The sequence below is a fragment of the Acinetobacter sp. YH12069 genome, from assembly GCF_013419675.1.
In the GTDB taxonomy this organism is placed as follows: Bacteria; Pseudomonadota; Gammaproteobacteria; order Pseudomonadales; family Moraxellaceae; genus Acinetobacter; species Acinetobacter amyesii.
On the sequence record NZ_VOZS01000006.1, the window covers coordinates 212,126 to 226,356 of the forward strand.

The window sequence follows — 14,231 nt, forward strand, 5'->3', positions numbered from 1 at the left end:
TCTATAAAAACACAAGGTTTTGATCTTGCAGTTTAGCAAAATAAATTGCACCATTTTCATGATTTTAATTGTGCATTATCTATGTGTTGATGGATTTCTCGTTTTCATCAAAAAATGAATACGAGTTTTATTTTATACTGTTTTAAGCAGTTTGGGGAATGCGGCAAATAGTCGGTTTAATGTGATGCTGAAAAAAATAACGTTCATGCCCTTGATGAAAGAGTGGTGGAAAGATCCCATATTTGCAACTGCGTTGGTGTTTGCTGCTGTGTTGCATTTGGCATTTTTAACCATGCAATTTACCATGCCCCAAGAGGCTGACTATAACACCAAAGAAATTGCAGTTTCTTTACGTCCTACGACGGAAAAAATTGAACATGCAGACTTTTTAGCGCAAGCCGATCAGCAGGGCTCGGGGACATTCCGTGAGTCGCATCGGATGTCGAGTGACATGCCTGCACCGATGATCGAACAAAAAGCCGGTGAGCAAAAAAGTGAAGCTTTAGAACAACTGCAACAAAAGAAAGAGCTCAGCTTTGAAGATAAAGTGTTGATGACAACTTTGAGTTGGCAAAAGCAAGCGGAAGAAAACAGTCGCAAAAAAGCCGTTGAGGAGTTGAATAGTCAGTTTCAGGCCAAGGCTGCGATGGTGGCGAGTATCGAAGCTCAATATTTACAACGTCAGCAAAACTTTAGCCGTCAGCAAAAAATTAAAACCATTGATGGTATTCAAGCCAAGCAAGATGTTTCTGCGGCCTATATGGAAAAATTCCGCGAAAAAGTCGAGTTTTATGGCAACCGTTATTATCCTGAAGCGGCAAAACAGCAACAGCTACGCGGTGAAGTACGTTTAATGGTTATTTTGAACAGTAATGGCGGGATTCGTGCCATTCGTTTGATCGAAAGTTCAGGTTCAAGTTTATTGGATGAAGCTGCAAAAACCTCTGTGCGTAAGGCGGCACCTTTTGGTTTGTTTGATGCCAAAATGAAAGACATCTCAGAACTTCGTATTGTGCGTACTTGGCGCTTTGATCCTGCAGAAGCAGAGTTTGAGGTGCGTTAATCAGTTGTGATAGCGTCGCAAAACTTCGCAGATTTCGACGCTAAAACTCGCATACCATTGGTTTTTCCCCAATTGTTGCGCCACCAGATGTTGTGCATCTTGTTGCCAAGCTCGAATGTCTTCTAAGGTATTCCAGTAGGAAAGGGCGATTTCATGCTCACCCTCTGTCAGCGCTTCAAAATGTTGACAGTTAAAGTGTGTCAAGGCTTTGTCTCTAAGCTGCTGTGCAGTCGAAAAATACAGCTCATCAAGCGTACGAATGCGTGCTTTAAAAATCACGACATATTGCATATCTTTCCTTCCTTGGTTTTTATAATGTTAAAAAAGCGAGCCGTAGCTCGCTTTTTGGGTTCTTAATCTCTTTCCAGATAAGGGTTATCAAACCCCAATTTGGCTAAAATCTCGATCTCCAAAGCTTCCATTTCTTCAGCATCTTCATCAGAGGTTTCATGGTCATAGCCCATGAGGTGCAACGTACCGTGTACCAGCATATGCGTAAAGTGGGTCAGAGGTGCTTTGCTTTGTTCTTGTGCTTCACGAAGAACCACAGGAATACAAATCACCAAGTCGCCAATCGGAAATGAGTCTAAAACCGCCGCCATTTCATCAGGTAGGTCGCTTGGAAAAGACAGTACATTGGTTGGTTTGTCTTTACCACGATATTCCAAGTTCAATTTGTGGCTTTCGTCATTGTCCACACATGCAATACCGATCTCACAATCACTTTGTGTATCGATATGACGTAAAGCCGTTTCCACGACTTTTTTGATATGCGCACGTTTCACCACCAATTCAGGTGACTGAAAATTTTGCTGCAAGGAGAGATTAAGTTTCAAAATGAATCCTTAAATGTTTTCGTCTTGATGCTGCCCATCAGCTTTAGCATCATTGTCCGCCACCAAGGCTTCCTGACGTGCTTTACGTTCTGCACGTTGTTCAGCCGTGAGGCGATGTTGTTCGCTGTCCCATCCCTCATAGGCTTCAACAATTTTTTGAACCAATTGATGACGTACCACGTCACGAGAGTGGAAGCGAGTAATATGAATTTCTTTGATTTTTTCAATCACACGTAAGGCATGTGCCAAACCAGATTGTTGACCACGAGGTAAATCGACCTGTGTAATGTCGCCAGTGATTACTGCACGAGAACCAAAACCTAAACGGGTGAGGAACATTTTCATTTGTTCAGGGGTGGTGTTTTGTGCTTCATCTAAAATCACAAAAGAATGATTTAAGGTACGACCACGCATGTAGGCCAGTGGTGCAACTTCAATCACTTGACGTTCAATTAGTTTAGCGACTTTTTCAAAACCGAGCATTTCATACAAAGCGTCGTATAGCGGACGTAAGTAAGGGTCAATTTTTTGGCTCAAATCACCGGGTAAAAAACCCAGTTTTTCACCTGCTTCAACCGCAGGGCGAACCAATAAAATACGCTGAATTTCATTACGTTCTAGCATATCTACAGCAGCGGCGACCGCGAGATAAGTTTTACCTGTACCCGCTGGGCCGATACCAAATGAAATATCGCTTTGTAAAATACGCTGTACATAGCGTTTTTGATTGGCACCACGTGGATTGATCCGACCTTTACGGGTTTGTAGATAAACATTGTCTAAACCGGTATGCTCATTTTCAGAAAAATCTTCCTGAATTTCGCGGTCAGTCTGACTGCCTTGAATCATCATGTGTAAAATGTCCGCACTAATCTGTGGATTGGTTTCGGACTCTTCATAAAGACGGTGAAGGAGACTTTCGGCTCTCTCTACCGCATCGATTTCCCCATCGACAAAAAAAGCATCTGCACGATGAGAAATTTTGACATCTAAACGTTGTTCAATTTGTTTGAGATGACCGTTATAGGCACCGAGCATGCTTTGTAAACGGTCAAGTGGAATACCAGCAAAAGTTACAGTACGTCGAATCGCTGCAGTCAAGAGAATTCCTTTAAATTGGTCTGACGATTAAGCTTACATTACGCCACGTCAGGCTCAAGATTCAAGAGTTCACCGTAAACAAACTTCAAAGTTTTAATATCGGTCACTTCAATCTCTGCAAAACGCCCAACCCATGCAGGATCACCGATAAAGCTAACCAAACGTGTATTGTCTGCAGTACCAATCAGCAAGTTCGGATCTTTGTCTGAAACAGACTCAATCAAGACACGTTGAATGGTCCCTAGCATTGCATCAGTTTTATCAATACTAGATTGTTTAATCCATTGTTGAACTTTTGCAAGACGTTCTTTTTTCACATCTTCAGGGGTGGTGTCTTCAAGTTCTGAGGCAGGAGTACCCGGACGTTTTGAGTAGATGAAACTGTATGAATGATCGAAGTCCATATCTTGGATAAATTGATAAGTTTCTTCGAAGTTTTCGTCAGTCTCACCCGGGAAGCCAATAATAAAGTCACTAGATAAATGCATATCAGGGCGAACTTGACGTAATTTAGCAATTTTATCGATATATACATCAATCGTGTGGTTACGTTTCATGGCTTGTAGCACGTCATTCGAACCACTTTGAACTGGTAGATGCAAGTGAGAAACCATTTGCGGTAAGTCACGGTAGCATTGAATCAAGTCATCATTAAATTCAAGCGGGTGCGATGTGGTGTAACGAATACGTCCAATGCCCGGAATTTCGGCCACTAAACGCAGTAACTCTGCAAAGGTGCAAATATTACCTTCAAAAGTTTCACCACGGTAGCCATTCACGTTTTGGCCGAGTAATGAAATTTCACGTACGCCTTTTTCAGCTAAAGTGGCAATTTCAGCCAATACGTCATCGAGTGGGCGAGAAACCTCTTCACCACGGGTATAAGGAACTACGCAGAATGAACAGTATTTAGAACAGCCTTCCATGATAGAAACAAAGGCTTTAAACCCTTCTACACGCGGTTCAGGTAAAAAGTCGAATTTTTCAATATCAGGGAATGAAATATCCACCAACTGAATTTTTTCTTTTTTCGGTTTGACCACTTGCTTAGTATGTTGATCAAGCATTTGCGGTAAACGGTGTAAGGTTTGTGGACCAAACACCATATCTACATACGGTGCGCGTTTTTGAATGTTGTCACCTTCCTGAGAGGCAACACAGCCACCAACACCAATCACCAAGTCAGGATTCTTTTCTTTCAGTTTGCGCCAGCGGCCTAACTCAGAAAATACTTTTTCTTGTGCTTTTTCACGGATAGAGCAGGTATTCATCAGGAGAATATCCGCTTCTTTTGGATCGCTTGTCAGCACATAGCCGTGAGAATCACCTAAAAGGTCGCCCATACGTTGACTGTCATACTCATTCATCTGACACCCTTGCGTTTCGATGTACAGTTTTTTCACTGCTCCATCTTGAGCTGGGGTGTGCTGTGGCTGGGTAACAGTGTTATCTGGGGCAGCTTGGGCACTATTGGGGATGAAGGTTTGAACCGTCATGTAGGCTCCTAAAGGAATTTTATGAAAATCAATAACCATACGTGGCTGACAGACAATTCAATCAATTGAATTGTGCAGCTGCGGAGGTCAAAAAGGGGATTTTAAGAATGGGCAATATTTTAGCAGTAATTTACTAGAAACTTACAGCCTAAAATGACAACTCTGCCATATTGATTTATGAAGCAAAAATGTTTGAAAATTAATATTGGCTAATCATAAGGTTACATAACAGAACACAATGCAGAGTTTAGAATTATTAAACTAATTCCTAAACAAAGTTCGATGTGCTGTAACTGAGCAGAATGACATGAAAGAAGGCAAGTGGATGTTAAAACATAATTTTAAACAGAAAAATTACGCTAAATTACTTGCTTTGAGTGTCGGGCTCTCCGGAATTTCTGCGTTTGCCCAAGCCGCAGATGAGCAGTTTAACGATGCTTTACGTGCTGCGAATGCAGGCAATATTAGTTTATTACAACAATACCAATCATCCATGCAAAATGATGTTTTGGGCTATTATCCAGAATATTGGTTACTGAATAACAATTTGGCTTCACAACCTGCAAGTGCCATTATTAATTTTGCACAGCGCTATCCAAACTCGGCAATGGCAGAAAAATTAGCCGCAGATTATGTTGAAGAAAAAGTCAAACAAGCTGATTTCGCTACAGCACAGCCTGTCTTGCAATATGTGACTAATGCTGACCGTGCTGAAACATGTGCCATGGCTCAAGTCCGCGCAAAGTCGGGCGACCCTCTGGTTTACGCAGAATTTAAAGATGTATGGTTGACCACAAACTCACAACCTGACTCGTGTACGGGCTTGGGCCGTATGATGCTGTCGAGTCCTTTAATGACTCAAGATGACCGCCATCAACGGATGTGGGGACAGTTAAGAGCGGGTCAGTCAGGACAAGCGATTGCGACTGCGCAAACCATTGGCGTAAATATTAATTTGTCACAACTCAACACCATTCAAGCCAATCCACTGAATTATTTATGGTCTGCACCCAAAGCCACAGCTGAAGATCATGCATACCTGATTTATGCGATGGGTCGCTTGGCCGATAGCGACTTAAATGGCGCGATTTCTTCGGTGAAACGTGCAGCAGAAGGCACACCAGCCGATGTACAAAAAGCCCTATACCGTAGTGTCGGGTATATCGGTGGTACAACGGTAATGAAAAATAATTTCAACCGTGAAGTTCTAAATTATCTTGATTTGAGTTATGGACTGCCTTTTAGTGCAGAAGAAGCCGAGATTTATGCGCGACAAGCCATTCGTTTTGGCGCATGGGAAAGTGTCATTCGTGCAATTGATGCGATGAGCGTTTCGCAAAAGCAGGAAGACCGTTGGCAATATTGGTTAGCACGAGCATCTGAACAACGTGGAGATGCCTCATCTAAACGTGCGGCTCAAGACATTTATCGCAAGCTTGCCGTTGGCGATGATTACCATAATTTGTTAGCACGTGACAAAATTGGTCAGTCTTATAACAATATTCCGTCAAATGTGCAGCCTTCGTCACAAGATGCGCAGCGTCTCAGTCAGGATATTCACTTCCGTCGTGCCTTTGCATTGCGCAATATTAATGCATCTGACAGCTATATTAACCGTGAATGGAACTGGGCAGTGCGTCAAGCCTATTTAAAGCATGATGATGGCATGATTCTTGCCGCAGCTAAACGTGCAACCGATATGGGGTGGTATGATCGGGCGATTTATGCGGCAGATCGAACCACTAAACAGCACAATTATGCTTTACGTTATGCTATGCCGCATCAAAATTATGTGGTGAGTCATAGTCGTAATGCCGGCATTGACCCTGCATGGGCTTATGGTTTGATGCGTCAAGAAAGTCGGTTTGTCACTAGCGCACGTTCACATGTCGGTGCCGGTGGTTTAATGCAAATTATGCCAGACACCGCAAAATTGGTGGCTCGTCAGATGGGGGAGAGTTATAACCCCGCTGCATTAACGGATATGAATACCAATATTCGTTATGGCACTTTCTATTTATCGATGATTCAACGTCAATTGAGTAATAGTCCAGTCTTAGCGACCGCAGGTTACAATGCGGGTCCAAATCGTGCTCGACGCTGGCAGCCTGAATATCAAGCAATTGCAGCGGATCAATATACGGAATCGATTCCATTAACGGAAACTCGAGACTATGTAAAACATGTGATGACCAATGCAACCCATTACGGCCTTTTATTAGGTCAGGGGCCACAATCGATTGAAAAAAGAATGCAAATGATTCCATTACGGAATGCGCAATAAATTTTAAAGCAAGATGCGCCTGTTTTTAGGCGCAATATGGGTAAATGATGAATGCCGAAAATGGACATTAGACCTGCTTATCGAATACTGACATCACTGCTCATCGGCAGTGGTGCAGGCTTTGGTATGTCTATGCTTTCGGCTGCACCGGTTGTAAAAGGGTATGTGATGGATGTGCAAATGGTGCCTGCTGTTTGCGCCTATGACCCATTAAAAAGTAAAAAACGTAAATGTTTAGAAGGGTATTCACTCAATATCACGGGTCTATATCCAGAAACCTCTACACGTGATTGCACGACCAATAGTTCAGCTAAACTTTCTCCGTTGCAAGCCAAAGTGGTTGCACGGATTATGCCTGATGAAAATGCTCGCGTGGCGCTTTGGCACACTACCGGCGGCTGTGTCCCAATGAATGCTAGCCAGTATTTCAGAACCATTATTAATCATGCAGATAAGCTAAAAATTCCAGATGAATTGACCAGTCAAGAAACCCAATCCATTCAAGCCAATGTCTTGCGTAATAAAATGTTGCGTATGAACAGCGGATTGGTATCACAAAGTATTGAATTTAACTGTATGCAAACCCGTGGTGGTAGTCTGCTGACTGAGATTAAAATTTGCTATAAAAACAATGGTCAGTACAAAAGTTGCCCTGCGACTATCGTCGGAAATTGTCCTGCAACTTTCATAATTAAAGGTTCTTTCTAAGCTTTTTTCGGCATTTTATTTATATTTCCTATCATACTTTTGTTGAAAAGCATTCTCTTTTACATGCAAGCGTCAAAAGATTGGAGTACAATCTTTGCCGTTTATGATTATTAAGATTAGATAGAACAGCTATTTAATCATTATGACCTTCCTCAATTGGAGATAATTACATGAAGCAAGCAGTTCGTGTTGCCGTTACTGGCGCAGCTGGTCAAATCGGTTATAGCTTATTATTCCGTATCGCAAGCGGTGAAATGTTGGGTAAAGACCAACCAGTTATCCTTCAATTATTAGAAATTCCAGTTGAGAAAGCTCAACAAGCGCTTAAAGGCGTAATGATGGAACTTGATGACTGCGCATTCCCTCTTTTAGAAGGTATGATCGGTACTGATGATCCTAAAGTTGCATTCAAAGATGCTGACTACGCTCTTCTTGTAGGTTCACGTCCACGTGGTCCTGGTATGGAACGTGCTGACCTTCTTAAAGTAAACGGTGAAATCTTCATCGGTCAAGGCCAAGCACTTAACGAAGTTGCTAGCCGTGACGTTAAAGTTCTTGTTGTAGGTAACCCTGCAAACACTAACGCTTACATCGCAATGAAATCTGCTCCAGATCTTCCAGCGAAAAACTTCACAGCAATGTTACGTCTTGACCACAACCGTGCGTTAACTCAACTTGCTCAAAAAGCTGGTGTTGCAGTTTCTGACATCGAAAACATGACAGTTTGGGGTAACCACTCTCCAACAATGTATGCGGACTACCGTTTTGCAAATGTAAACGGCGAAAGCTTAAAAGACAAAATCAACGATGCTGTTTGGAACAAAGACGTATTCCTTCCAACTGTTGGTAAACGTGGTGCTGCGATCATCGAAGCGCGTGGTCTTTCTTCTGCTGCTTCTGCTGCAAACGCTGCAATCGACCATATGCGCGATTGGGCTCTTGGCACAAACGGCAAATGGGTAACTATGGGTATTCCTTCTGACGGTTCTTATGGTATTCCTGAAGGCGTAATGTTCGGTTTCCCTGTAACAACTGAAAACGGCGAATACAAAATCGTTCAAGGTCTTGAAATCGACGAATTCAGCCGTGAACGTATCAACTTCACTCTAAACGAGCTTGAAGAAGAACGTGCAGCAGTTGCTGACATGGTTAAATAATTTAATTTTTTAAATTAAATTATAAAAAGGCACTCCATTTGGGGTGCTTTTTTTATGGCCTGCGAAAAATACCACGCTTAATTTTTGAACAAAAAATAACACGTTGAGATGCTGTTGCAACTGACAAAGTCAAATAAACAGATAACTATAAAGATGGGAAAAATGTTATTGGCTTGAGGAGAACGGCAATGTTTGATCAACAACCGACGTTGGAACTATTTTTTGAACAATTGGGGTTGGATGCAACTCCGGAAGGCATCGATCAATTTATCGAAACGCATCAAATCACCATGGATGTTCCATTGCATGAAGCGCCATTTTGGACGAAGTCACAGCGCGACTTTATTATTAGTCATTGGAAAAAAGATGATGACTGGGCCATGGTGGTCGATATTTTAAATGAACAATTGCATACAGAACATAAGCTTTCAGGATCATGCAAAATCTAAATACAATTTGAAACAACAAACCTAGTTTTATCGCTAGGTTTTTTTATCAGCATCATATAAGTTAATTAAATAATAAATGACAGATTAGTTGATAAGGAGGGCGAGATGCTCAATCAAAATAAACCATCCTTAGCTTTATTGTTTTCTCAATTGGGGTTAGCCAGCAGTCCAGCTGCGATCGAGTTATACGTACGTACGCATCAGCTTGCCGCAAGTGAAAATTTACATGATGCGCCGTTTTGGAATAAAGCACAGCGCGACTTTCTAATCAGTCATTTAGTACAAGATGATGATTGGGCCATTTGGATTGATGAGCTGAATCAACAGTTGCATATGGATGCATATAAGCTACAACCAGCATAGATTTCACTTCTCCATAAATAAAAAACACCTCTTCGGAGGTGTTTTTTATTTAGTGCAGTTTACTTTGGCGTAATTCTAAAAACCAAGTTTCTTGGCGATAAGGATTAAATGCAGGATGCTCAAGTAATGTGGTGAGTTTGAATTCTTGAGATTTGCTGTATTTATATAACCAGTGGCGGGTTAACGCAGGTTCTTGTTTTACTGCAGAGGCATAGGCCAAATAGAAGTAGATGTCGCCATGTTCAGCTTTGGACATCGGTTTCATAATCTGCTGGGTAATCAGGGCATAGCGCTGCTCTTTGGTGATTTCAAAAAATACCATATAGGCTTTGGCTAAATGCACAGACAAATTGATGTATAGCTCAATCGGCATTTCTTCAAATTCAATCCGGCTTTGCTCAAGTAGAACAATGGCTTCTTGCAGAAAATACACTTGTTCTTGATGGTTCTTGCTTAAGCCAACCAATTGCAGGCGTAAGTCTGCACGCTCAAGGGCAAGTTCAGGGCTGTTGCCTTGTAGAAATAATTGATCGGTTTCGCCAATACGCTGAATAATTTTATGACTGTTTTGACGCATCGGGTACATCCTCATCTATGAATGACTCATATATGAGGATAATTTAAGGGATTTAAAGGATGAATCTTGAATTACCACATCGTGTTGTCATTACGCAGCCAAGCCGTAATCGATAAACGTTGATGTTTGGCTTCGAGTACCTCGTGTAACAGGTCACTTTGGAATAAAGCAATGCGATTCGGTTTAGGTTCTAAAATATGCCAAACATCATTCTTATCTTGTAAGCGCAATTCACCGCCCCAGTCGGCTTGCCAATGTTCATGTAAATAATAAACCGCTGAAATGACACGTCCATTTTTGCCTTGAGGATTATCTTTATGCAGGGCATAAAATTCACCTGCGTTATAACAGGCAAAATGTGCTTCGACTTCGTGAATGCCAGAAAAAAATGCGCGATTAAATTGTTCTGATAAATGTTGTAACGCTTGAACGTGTTCTTGTGCGACATCTAATGTGTCGTTAATCCATAAAATATGATCACTTCTAATTTTACTGATGACCCCATTTTGTACGGCTGCATCCCTAAATTTATTTAAATTTGACATACATTCTTCAACAAGTGCATGTATATATTCAGCAGGATAAGCGTCATCAATAATGCTAAACCCGTGTTGATCTAAATCATCGAGGATTTGATCAACCGGCCAAGACTTTGGGAGAAAGGCTGTTTCCATATACGAACCATAAAGTTGTGGAAAAAAAGGTGACGTATTCTAGAGCAAGAATAGCATCGGAATGAAACTATTTTTCATGCTAAAATGTCCGTTGATATCAGGAATTAAAGAAACATGAATTACCGTCACCATTTCCATGCAGGCAACTTTGCCGACGTGATGAAGCACGTTTTGCTGCTTCAGTTATTAAGTCGACTGAATGCAAAAGATAAACCTTATCGCTATGTAGATACACATGGTGGTGCAGGTAAATATGATCTTTCGACCTCTGAAGCACAGAAATCAGGTGAGTTTTTAAATGGTATTCATCGTTTAGTTAAGCTCGATGATTCAATTAAACGCAATGCGCCTGAAGGTATTCAACAATATTTAAAAGTTGTTGAAAAAATGCGTGAAAACTTTGGTAAAGGCGCTTATCCAGGCTCTCCGTGGTTCGCACTTGAAGGCATGCGTGAAACTGATAAGGCAACGATTTTTGAAATGCAGCGCGATGTATTCCAACAATTGCGCCACAATATTTTTGATAAACGTGCAGGCTTGCATGAGCGTGATGCTTACGAAGGTTTACTGGGTGTAATTCCACCAAAAGAAAAACGTGGTTTGGTCATGATTGACCCGCCTTACGAATTAGAACGTAAAGATTTTCCACAGCTTGTAGAATTGTTGGTGGCTGCTTATAAAAAATGGCCGACAGGCGTTTTTGCGGTATGGTATCCAATTAAAGACCGCGCGATGATTGAACGTTTTGAAAAGAAAATGTACAAAACCGGTATTCGTCGTCAGTTGGTTTGCGAAATTTGTGTATGGCCAGATGACACTCCAGTGGGTCTAAATGGTTGTGGTTTATTGGTGATTAACCCACCTTGGAAATTCTCTGAAGATGCGGATGAAGCATTACAATGGTTGTTCCCACATCTTCGTATGAATGAAAATGGTGGTCATGCAGCCGTACGTTGGTTGGTTGGCGAATAATTTTAAACTTGAAAAAGAAAGGTCACAGTTAGGATCGAACAATGACAAATACAAATAAACCTGAGCGGGAAATTTCTTCAAAGGATGAAAATGCATTTGATGGCATTACATTTGAAGTTGAAGAAGAGGAGCATACCCATGAAGGGCATAAAGTGAAACGTCGTGGGATCTATCTGTGGCCAAACTTGATTACAACTGCAGCGTTGTTATCCGGCTTTTATTCAATAATTGCCAGTATGAATGGTGAGTTTCAACAAGCCATTTATGCCATTTTCCTTGCAGCATTATTTGATGGTTTGGATGGACGTGTCGCACGTGCTATCGGCGCACAAAGTCCTTTTGGTGAACAGTTTGACTCGTTGTCGGACTTGCTAGCATTTGGTGTTGCACCTGCCATTTTAATGTATAGCTGGAGTCTAAATGACTTAGGCCGTATTGGTCTGGCAGCATGTTTTGTTTACACCGCATGTGCAGCCTTCCGTTTGGCACGTTTTAACGTACAAATTGGGGTTGTCGATAAACGTTATTTTATTGGTGTTGCAAGTCCACTCGCAGCCGTTATGATTATTTCATTGGTATGGGTAGGTATGGATATCCCTGCGGTCTTCGACTTACGCGAAACAGGTATTCAGATTTTTAATGCGGTAGTGATTATTGCAGTGGGTCTATTGATGATCTCAAATGTAAAATACTATTCATTTAAAACTGTGGATCGTCGCCGTGTTCCATTTGCGGTGTTGCCAATCATAGTCTTCATTTTAGCTGCTGTAACGTATAATATTCCAATGGGTATTTTAATTATTTCAGTAATTTATGCATTGTCTGGATTTGTCACAACCCTAATGGCAAAAAAGGCTGAAGCATGAGTTAAAACATGAAATAAAAATAAAAATGAAAAGGAGCTTGATATGCAGATATTTCAAGATTTCTTGGATCAATCAAGACGATTGAATCAAGCTCCAGATTTACAACATAAAAAAATAAATCTACATGCGCCGAATACGTCTTATCCTTCAGTCCATTATGGACTTTGTCTACCGAATCTTCCTGCGCCCTTACATTATCTTAACTTTATGAGTTGGCTTGGGCAGCCTCAGATTCCCGCTTTTCAAAATCCTGCGTCCATTCAACAAGACGAACTCAATACAGCCACAGTATTGACCAGTGTGAGCGGTCATATGGTTGGGCAATTACAATCATATTCCATCAAAGACGACTGTAGTCTGAGTGATACCGTCTTTAAATTTAGAGATAAAGAGCAGATTGGTTGGGATGGAGCGGTATTTCAAATCCATCGAGAAGATACTGAACTCAGTTTAGATTTGTCCGTGCAAACTACCGGTATTTCTTCTTGTTTAATAAAATTAAGATTAGGTCTAGCTGAATATTGGTCGGTGATGTGCCAATGTGAAGGTCAAATCAAATTTCAGGGCCAGATGTATGATGTAAATCAGCTGGCGGTTTTGTCTTATGCACAAATACGCAAGTTCCCATATTTACCTTTAGCGTTTTATACCCATCAGGTGATTAACCTTAGTCGACAACGTCAAATTATCTTTATGCAAACGCGAGACCGTTATAACAATATTTTGAGCTCACGTTTATATCTAAGAGATTTAAATCAGAAGCAAGTGTTCATGGCAGACCAAGGCGTGTTCTTTAAAGTCATGCGCGTTTATCCTGTGGTTAAAACCCCCAATTTGCAAAAAATGTATTTGCCACGTGAATTTGAATGGATTTACCAAAATGACAAACTAAAAATACATATACAAGCGCAGAGCCGTGGGGATTTTAAATTTGGACTCGGCGCTGGCTATGCAGGAAGCTTTAACTATCAAATTAAAATTAACGACGAAATCGAGTGTGGGGAGGGTGGCTACTGTGAATATGTAGATTGTCGAGCTTTAAAATGGCAAGAAAAGAATGAAAAAGATAAATTAACGGATAAATATGGAAATATTGTCCCTATTATGCTCAAAAAATAGTAAAAAAACTCAATTTAGTAGAATAAATAAACAAACGTAATGAAAAAACTAAAAATAAATGGAAAAGGGTGTTGCGTTGGATTAGAAATACTGTAGAATGCACATCCATCGGCGGTGATGAAGATTAAAACTTCTGATAAAACAATGACTTGGTTGAATTAATTAAGTTGGGTTTTATTTGATAAGTTTAAAAATAATTTGAATTACCGGTTGACTCTTTAGAAATAAAGCGTAATATAGCCGACCTAGCTTGCTGGTGACGAACCAACAAGAAGATCATTAAGAGATTATGAAGAACAACTTGTGTGGATTTTTACTGGTTGATCGATCGAAATTATTTTCATTGATTGATGGTAGAAATTACTCGAAGTTTATTTGAGCAAATTTTTGTCAGTAATTGATGAGCCAAGATTGGCACCCTTTAAGGTGCTACAAAGTATTAAACTGAAGAGTTTGATCATGGCTCAGATTGAACGCTGGCGGCAGGCTTAACACATGCAAGTCGAGCGGGAATAGGTAGCTTGCTACCGATTTCTAGCGGCGGACGGGTGAGTAATGCTTAGGAA

Annotated in this window: 15 protein-coding genes and 1 rRNA gene; 10 read left to right on the forward strand and 6 right to left on the reverse strand. The window is 41.0% G+C overall.

Annotated elements, in window-relative coordinates:
* Positions 1-205 precede the first annotated feature (205 nt).
* Positions 206-1,063: an energy transducer TonB gene (locus tag FTU16_RS06110; protein WP_218949928.1), complete on the forward strand. Its 858-nt coding sequence runs from the start codon at positions 206-208 to the stop codon at positions 1,061-1,063.
* Here the strand turns inward: FTU16_RS06110 and FTU16_RS06115 are convergent, their stop codons facing one another.
* The 4 genes from FTU16_RS06115 to miaB all read right to left on the reverse strand — a co-directional run bounded on the left by FTU16_RS06115 (position 1,064) and on the right by miaB (position 4,496).
* Positions 1,064-1,354 (reverse strand): antibiotic biosynthesis monooxygenase, encoded by a 291-nt coding sequence (locus tag FTU16_RS06115; RefSeq protein ID WP_078189242.1) that lies wholly within the window; start codon positions 1,352-1,354, stop codon positions 1,064-1,066.
* 62 nt (positions 1,355-1,416) lie between these two features.
* Positions 1,417-1,899 carry an rRNA maturation RNase YbeY gene (ybeY, locus tag FTU16_RS06120; RefSeq protein ID WP_078192431.1) on the reverse strand — a complete coding sequence of 161 codons (483 nt, stop codon included), beginning with the start codon at positions 1,897-1,899 and terminating at the stop codon, positions 1,417-1,419.
* Between the two features lie 9 nt (positions 1,900-1,908).
* Positions 1,909-3,000 carry a PhoH family protein gene (locus FTU16_RS06125; RefSeq protein ID WP_111885944.1) on the reverse strand — a complete coding sequence of 364 codons (1,092 nt, stop codon included), beginning with the start codon at positions 2,998-3,000 and terminating at the stop codon, positions 1,909-1,911.
* Positions 3,001-3,038: 38 nt separating this feature from the next.
* Positions 3,039-4,496, reverse strand: a complete 1,458-nt coding sequence (miaB, locus tag FTU16_RS06130) for a tRNA (N6-isopentenyl adenosine(37)-C2)-methylthiotransferase MiaB (RefSeq protein WP_180162901.1) — start codon at positions 4,494-4,496, stop codon at positions 3,039-3,041.
* A 307-nt stretch (positions 4,497-4,803) separates the two neighbouring features.
* Between miaB and FTU16_RS06135 the strand changes: the two genes are divergently transcribed.
* The 5 genes from FTU16_RS06135 (at position 4,804) to FTU16_RS06155 (ending at position 9,457) form a co-directional block, all read left to right on the forward strand.
* The gene (locus FTU16_RS06135) at positions 4,804-6,780 is read left to right on the forward strand and encodes a lytic transglycosylase domain-containing protein (protein ID WP_180059185.1); all 1,977 of its coding nucleotides are present in this window, start codon (positions 4,804-4,806) and stop codon (positions 6,778-6,780) included.
* Between the two features lie 126 nt (positions 6,781-6,906).
* Positions 6,907-7,488, forward strand: coding sequence for a ribonuclease I (locus FTU16_RS06140; RefSeq protein ID WP_257220819.1), 582 nt, complete (start codon positions 6,907-6,909; stop codon positions 7,486-7,488).
* Positions 7,489-7,658: 170 nt separating this feature from the next.
* The gene (locus FTU16_RS06145; RefSeq protein ID WP_180026038.1) at positions 7,659-8,645 is read left to right on the forward strand and encodes a malate dehydrogenase; all 987 of its coding nucleotides are present in this window, start codon (positions 7,659-7,661) and stop codon (positions 8,643-8,645) included.
* Between the two features lie 188 nt (positions 8,646-8,833).
* Positions 8,834-9,094: a DUF2789 family protein gene (locus tag FTU16_RS06150; RefSeq protein WP_180103030.1), complete on the forward strand. Its 261-nt coding sequence runs from the start codon at positions 8,834-8,836 to the stop codon at positions 9,092-9,094.
* A gap of 105 nt (positions 9,095-9,199) precedes the next feature.
* Positions 9,200-9,457 (forward strand): DUF2789 family protein, encoded by a 258-nt coding sequence (locus FTU16_RS06155; RefSeq protein WP_078189234.1) that lies wholly within the window; start codon positions 9,200-9,202, stop codon positions 9,455-9,457.
* Between the two features lie 49 nt (positions 9,458-9,506).
* Here FTU16_RS06155 and FTU16_RS06160 read toward each other — a convergent pair whose 3' ends face one another.
* Positions 9,507-10,034 carry a hypothetical protein gene (locus FTU16_RS06160; protein ID WP_180162902.1) on the reverse strand — a complete coding sequence of 176 codons (528 nt, stop codon included), beginning with the start codon at positions 10,032-10,034 and terminating at the stop codon, positions 9,507-9,509.
* A 71-nt stretch (positions 10,035-10,105) separates the two neighbouring features.
* A complete protein-coding gene (locus FTU16_RS06165; protein ID WP_180008392.1) occupies positions 10,106-10,708 on the reverse strand; it encodes a 2OG-Fe(II) oxygenase in 603 nt (200 codons plus the stop codon).
* Positions 10,709-10,822: 114 nt separating this feature from the next.
* On the opposite strand from FTU16_RS06165, the gene FTU16_RS06170 reads away from it, so the two are divergent.
* The 4 genes from FTU16_RS06170 to FTU16_RS06185 form a co-directional block, all read left to right on the forward strand.
* A complete protein-coding gene (locus FTU16_RS06170; RefSeq protein WP_111885953.1) occupies positions 10,823-11,680 on the forward strand; it encodes a 23S rRNA (adenine(2030)-N(6))-methyltransferase RlmJ in 858 nt (285 codons plus the stop codon).
* Positions 11,681-11,721: 41 nt separating this feature from the next.
* A complete protein-coding gene (pssA, locus tag FTU16_RS06175; RefSeq protein ID WP_078192422.1) occupies positions 11,722-12,546 on the forward strand; it encodes a CDP-diacylglycerol--serine O-phosphatidyltransferase in 825 nt (274 codons plus the stop codon).
* Positions 12,547-12,588: 42 nt separating this feature from the next.
* On the forward strand, positions 12,589-13,665 hold the full coding sequence (locus tag FTU16_RS06180; RefSeq protein ID WP_180162903.1) for a DUF6670 family protein: 1,077 nt from the start codon (positions 12,589-12,591) through the stop codon (positions 13,663-13,665).
* A gap of 441 nt (positions 13,666-14,106) precedes the next feature.
* A 16S ribosomal RNA gene (locus tag FTU16_RS06185) occupies positions 14,107-14,231 on the forward strand; the annotation flags it as partial.

Excerpts from the sequence above, each read along its gene's own strand:
- FTU16_RS06110 (WP_218949928.1), top strand. The coding sequence starts at position 206 with ATGCCCTTGATGAAAGAGTGGTGGAAAGATCCCATATTTGCAACTGCG.
- FTU16_RS06115 (WP_078189242.1), bottom strand. The coding sequence starts at position 1,354 with ATGCAATATGTCGTGATTTTTAAAGCACGCATTCGTACGCTTGATGAG.
- miaB (WP_180162901.1), bottom strand. The coding sequence starts at position 4,496 with ATGACGGTTCAAACCTTCATCCCCAATAGTGCCCAAGCTGCCCCAGAT.
- FTU16_RS06135 (WP_180059185.1), top strand. The coding sequence starts at position 4,804 with ATGAAAGAAGGCAAGTGGATGTTAAAACATAATTTTAAACAGAAAAAT.
- FTU16_RS06140 (WP_257220819.1), top strand. The coding sequence starts at position 6,907 with ATGTCTATGCTTTCGGCTGCACCGGTTGTAAAAGGGTATGTGATGGAT.
- FTU16_RS06145 (WP_180026038.1), top strand. The coding sequence starts at position 7,659 with ATGAAGCAAGCAGTTCGTGTTGCCGTTACTGGCGCAGCTGGTCAAATC.
- FTU16_RS06150 (WP_180103030.1), top strand. The coding sequence starts at position 8,834 with ATGTTTGATCAACAACCGACGTTGGAACTATTTTTTGAACAATTGGGG.
- FTU16_RS06155 (WP_078189234.1), top strand. The coding sequence starts at position 9,200 with ATGCTCAATCAAAATAAACCATCCTTAGCTTTATTGTTTTCTCAATTG.
- FTU16_RS06160 (WP_180162902.1), bottom strand. The coding sequence starts at position 10,034 with ATGCGTCAAAACAGTCATAAAATTATTCAGCGTATTGGCGAAACCGAT.
- FTU16_RS06165 (WP_180008392.1), bottom strand. The coding sequence starts at position 10,708 with ATGGAAACAGCCTTTCTCCCAAAGTCTTGGCCGGTTGATCAAATCCTC.
- FTU16_RS06170 (WP_111885953.1), top strand. The coding sequence starts at position 10,823 with ATGAATTACCGTCACCATTTCCATGCAGGCAACTTTGCCGACGTGATG.
- pssA (WP_078192422.1), top strand. The coding sequence starts at position 11,722 with ATGACAAATACAAATAAACCTGAGCGGGAAATTTCTTCAAAGGATGAA.
- FTU16_RS06180 (WP_180162903.1), top strand. The coding sequence starts at position 12,589 with ATGCAGATATTTCAAGATTTCTTGGATCAATCAAGACGATTGAATCAA.